This window comes from Kitasatospora sp. NPDC059088 (assembly GCF_042738155.1).
Taxonomy (GTDB): domain Bacteria; phylum Actinomycetota; class Actinomycetes; order Streptomycetales; family Streptomycetaceae; genus Kitasatospora.
On the sequence record NZ_JBHYGR010000263.1, the window covers coordinates 1 to 3,797 of the forward strand.

The 3,797-nt window shown below is 70.0% G+C and carries 5 protein-coding genes; 2 read left to right on the top strand and 3 right to left on the bottom strand.

Annotated features, from left to right (window positions below; all coding sequences use genetic code 11):
- Window positions 1–1,236 (top strand): SpoIIE family protein phosphatase (locus ACFWXO_RS45030; protein ID WP_380532979.1); only part of this gene is annotated, 1,236 nt, incomplete at its 5' end.
- A gap of 519 nt (window positions 1,237–1,755) precedes the next feature.
- Here the strand turns inward: ACFWXO_RS45030 and ACFWXO_RS45035 are convergent.
- The 3 genes from ACFWXO_RS45035 to istB all read right to left on the bottom strand — a co-directional run bounded on the left by ACFWXO_RS45035 (window position 1,756) and on the right by istB (window position 3,394).
- Complete coding sequence (locus tag ACFWXO_RS45035) at window positions 1,756–1,890, bottom strand: hypothetical protein (RefSeq protein WP_380532982.1); 135 nt, start codon at window positions 1,888–1,890, stop codon at window positions 1,756–1,758.
- Between the two features lie 220 nt (window positions 1,891–2,110).
- Window positions 2,111–2,566, bottom strand: coding sequence for a hypothetical protein (locus tag ACFWXO_RS45040; RefSeq protein WP_380532985.1), 456 nt, complete (start codon window positions 2,564–2,566; stop codon window positions 2,111–2,113).
- A gap of 39 nt (window positions 2,567–2,605) precedes the next feature.
- Window positions 2,606–3,394: an IS21-like element helper ATPase IstB gene (gene istB, locus ACFWXO_RS45045; RefSeq protein ID WP_380532988.1), complete on the bottom strand. Its 789-nt coding sequence runs from the start codon at window positions 3,392–3,394 to the stop codon at window positions 2,606–2,608.
- 20 nt (window positions 3,395–3,414) lie between these two features.
- Here istB and ACFWXO_RS45050 point away from each other — a divergent pair, with 20 nt between their 5' ends.
- Window positions 3,415–3,708 carry a hypothetical protein gene (locus ACFWXO_RS45050; protein WP_380532990.1) on the top strand — a complete coding sequence of 98 codons (294 nt, stop codon included), beginning with the start codon at window positions 3,415–3,417 and terminating at the stop codon, window positions 3,706–3,708.
- Window positions 3,709–3,797: the final 89 nt, after the last annotated feature.

A 3,797-nucleotide genomic window follows, 5' to 3' on the forward strand; every position in this document is an offset into this window, starting at 1 on the left:
CGGGGCACCGTGCTGGGCATCCTCAAGCTGCTCCGGCTGCCGGACCGCGCCCCCTTCGACGAGAGCGACGCCGCCACCCTCAAGGAGCTGGCGGTGCGGGCCGCGCTGTCGCTGGACAACGCCCGGCTGCACCGCGCCGAGGCCAGGGTCGCCACCACCCTCCAGCGCTCGATGATCCCGACCCGCCCGCCGCAGATCCCCGGGGTGCAGATCGCCCACCGCTACCTGCCCGGCGATCCGAAGGCCGAGGTCGGCGGCGACTGGTTCGACGCGATCCAGCTGCCCGGCAGCCGGGTCGCCCTGGTGGTCGGCGACGTGATGGGCCACGGCATCCACTCGGCCGCCGCGATGGGCCGCTTCCGCACCGCGATGCAGACCCTCGCCGCCCTGGACCTGCCGCCCGGCCAGCTGCTGCGGCACCTGGACAACCTGGCCCAGAAGCTCGGCGACGACCACCTCGCCACCTGCCTGTACGCGGTCTACGACCCGATCAACCGGACCTGCGAGCTGGCCAGCGCCGGCCACGTCCCGCCCGTCCTGGTGCACCCGGACGGCAGCGGGGAGCTGCTGGAGATCCCGGCCGGCGCGCCGATCGGCGTCGGCGGGGTGCCGTTCGTCGCCAAGACCATCGACGTCTCGGACGGCTCGATGCTGGTGCTGTGCACCGACGGACTGGTCGAGGTCCGGGGCGGGGACATAGGGGCGGGCCTGGCCGCGCTGTGCGGCAACCTGATCGACCCGCAGCAGAGCCCCGAGCAGGCCTGCGACGAGGTGCTGCGCCGGCTGCACTCGGACGACCGCAAGGACGACGTCGCCCTGCTGGTGGCCCGTTTCGACGGGGTCGCCCCGTCCGAGGTGGCCACCTGGGACCTCACCGTGGACCAGCGCGAGGTCCGCCGGGCCCGTTCCCTGGTCCGCGAGCAGCTGGCCGCCTGGCACCTGGAGGCGCTCAGCGACACCACCGAGCTGCTGGTCAGCGAACTGGTCACGAACGCCGTCCGGGTCGCCCGGGACCGGGTGCAGCTCCAGCTGACCCAAGGAGAGGAACTGCTGGTCGAGGTCAGCGACGACAACCACAACCTGCCCTCACTGGAACCGGCCGAGCAGCTCGGCGAGACCGGCCGCGGCCTCACCCTGGTCACCAAGCTCGCCAAACGCTGGGGGATGTACGGCAGGGGTGTCTGGGTCGCCGTTGACCTGTCCGACGTGACGGGACGCCGGGCACAAGGCCGATGACGGGACGGGCGGCTACCGGGACGTCCGGCAGCGCGGCGACTGCGACCGTCGGGCAGGCGCCCTCGTAGCCGAGTGCGGTGATCTCGTCGAGCAGACTGGAGGCCCGCGGACACCAACCGTCAGGTTGCCGAACGGGTCGTAGAGCCGACGGTTCACCGCGATCCGACGGCTCCTCGGCAGCGTCCGTGCCGACACCCGAGCGGGCGATGACCCACCCGTTCCTGACCGGTTGACCCCTGCGGGCTTGGGGAGGAGCACGTCCGGCGAGGTTACCCGGGGCGGGAGCAGATCGTGCGCGTCTACGTGCGTCGGCTGCGGGAGGTGTTCCCCAACCAGGCCTGTCCCGCCGCAAGCCAGCAGCAAGATCAAAATGCTGAAGCGGTAGATGTTCGGCCGAGCCAACTTCGACCCCCTACGCAAGCGCGTCCTTTACGCGGCATGTGGCTGCTGATTGTGGGGGCCACATCAAGGTTGGACGGCGATGGCGTCGAGCCCGACGGCCGAGGGCGGGGGCCGGGGTCAGTGCTGACCGAGGCCTCGGCTGTCGAGGTAGTCGATCAGCGCGGCCTCCTTCCGGAGCAACTGATCACGGTCATCGGCGGGTAGCGAGGCGAGGGCGTCGATCAGGACCCGCTTGCGAGGAACGTGGACCATGTCGCCCGAGTAGATCCGACATCCCGAGCACCAGGCGAGCCCGACGCAACGCTCGAAGCCGGAGGACTCGGGCGGATGGATGGCATTGACGGTCTGAACTGGCCCCACTTTTCCGGTTCCAGGTGGCCCCATGTGGTCGTGCAGAGAGCCGGCGTTCCGGCTTGAGGCGGCCCCGGGTTCCGGTTTGGCGTGGCCCCAGCCGACCCTGATCAACCGAGAATCAGGAGTCGGCCTCTGAGCCGCGCGCCCATTCCTCGCGAGGTCGCAGATTCGCCAGGATCTGTTGGGCTTCGCTGCGGACCCCGGCGTCGGGGTCCGTTGCCAGCTCTCGGTACTGCTTGATCAGCCGGTCCGCGCCTTCGGTCGTCATCCAGTCGGGGTTGCAGTCCAGGGCAGCACCGAGATGGTCCACCGCGTCGTAGTTGCCTGCCCGGCTGTAGGCCAGCAGGACATAGCGCAGGCCGATGGTGTCTTTGCGTTCGAGCAATGCCTCGGCCGTTTCCTGGATGACCCAGGTGTCCTGGGCGTCCAGGAGAAGTCGGTGGATGACGTCCGCCACTCCCTCGATCTTGTCCGAACCCGCGAGCCGCCGCCCAGCCGCCCCGCGGACAGACCAGGCCGGCGAGTCCGCATCCTGGATCGCGGTGCTCAGTTCTTGATCGTCGAGGGTCGCCATGCCCCCAGCCTGCCATGGAGTGTGTCGATGCCTGGGAGATTATCGCTGGCCCCGCTGCTGCCTGGCTTTGGTGTGGGCGAGTCGGTAGGACTCGGTGCCGGTCTCGATGATGGTGCCGTTGAAGGTCAGGCGGTCGACGATGGCCGCGCAGAGGCGGGGGTCGGTGAAGGTCTTGGTCCAGCCTCCGAAGGACTCGTTCGAGGCGATCGCGACACTGTTCTTCTCCTCCCTCTCCGTCAGAACCTGGAACAGCATCTCGGCGCCGCGGCGGTCCAGTTCGAGGTAGCCAAGCTCATCGATGCAGAGGAGGTCGACGCGGCCGTAGCGGGCGATGGTCTTGGTCAACTGCTTCTCGTCGGCTGCTTCGACGAGCTCGTTGACCAGGCGGGCGGCGAGCGCGTAGCGGACCCGGAAGCCGGCCATCGCGGCGGCAGAGCCGAGTCCGATCAGCAGGTGGGTCTTGCCGGTGCCGGAGTCGCCGATCAGGCAGAGCGGCTCTCCCTTCTTGACCCACTCGCAGGTGGCGAGGTTGTTGACCAGGGCGGGTGTGACGTTGGGGTTGGCCGTGTAGTCGAAGTCGGAGAGCCACTTCGACCGCGGGAAGCCGACCGCGCGGATGCGCCGCTGGGAGCGGCGTCGGTCGCGGTCCTCGCACTCGGCCATCAGCAGTTCGGCGAGGAAGCCGCGGTAGGACAGGTGCTCGCGCTCGGCCCGGTTGACGGTGTCGGCGAACTGGGCCCGCATGGTCGGCAGCCGCAGGACCCGGCAGGCGGTGTCGATGGCGGCGTCGGAGGCGGGCTCGGTCAGGGTGTGGTGCGGGCCGGTCATCGCGGGTCCCTTCCGGGTCGGTGGTGCAGGAGCTGGTCCCAGCGCTCAAGCGCTGGAAGGGGACGCTGGTCGGGTGGCAGGCGTGCGGTTCTTCGTTCGGTCAGGCTCGGCAGTGGCAGGTCGGGTGGGGCGACCGGTTCGGGCAGCGGGACGGTGACCGTGACCGTCGGGGACCGGCCCTCGGTCTCGGCGGCCTTGCGCGCTTCCAGCGCGACGACGTCCGCGGTGCCGGCCCCGGCTGCGAGGGCGGCCTGGATGCCGGCGACGACGTCGCGGTGCTGCAGGTGTCGGTGCAGCAGCAGGACGTGGACTAGGTTCTGTCCGGCGGATCATGGTCGGAGCCAGAGGCGGATCGCTGCGACGGTGACCGTGCCATGGAAGACGTAGGCCCGCTTGTCGTAGC

What these genes read in the sequence shown, in the direction of transcription:
- ACFWXO_RS45035 (WP_380532982.1), bottom strand. Translation starts at nt 1,890, where the DNA reads ATGGTCCACGTTCCTCGCAAGCGGGTCCTGATCGACGCCCTCGCCTCG.
- ACFWXO_RS45040 (WP_380532985.1), bottom strand. Translation starts at nt 2,566, where the DNA reads ATGGCGACCCTCGACGATCAAGAACTGAGCACCGCGATCCAGGATGCG.
- istB (WP_380532988.1), bottom strand. Translation starts at nt 3,394, where the DNA reads ATGACCGGCCCGCACCACACCCTGACCGAGCCCGCCTCCGACGCCGCC.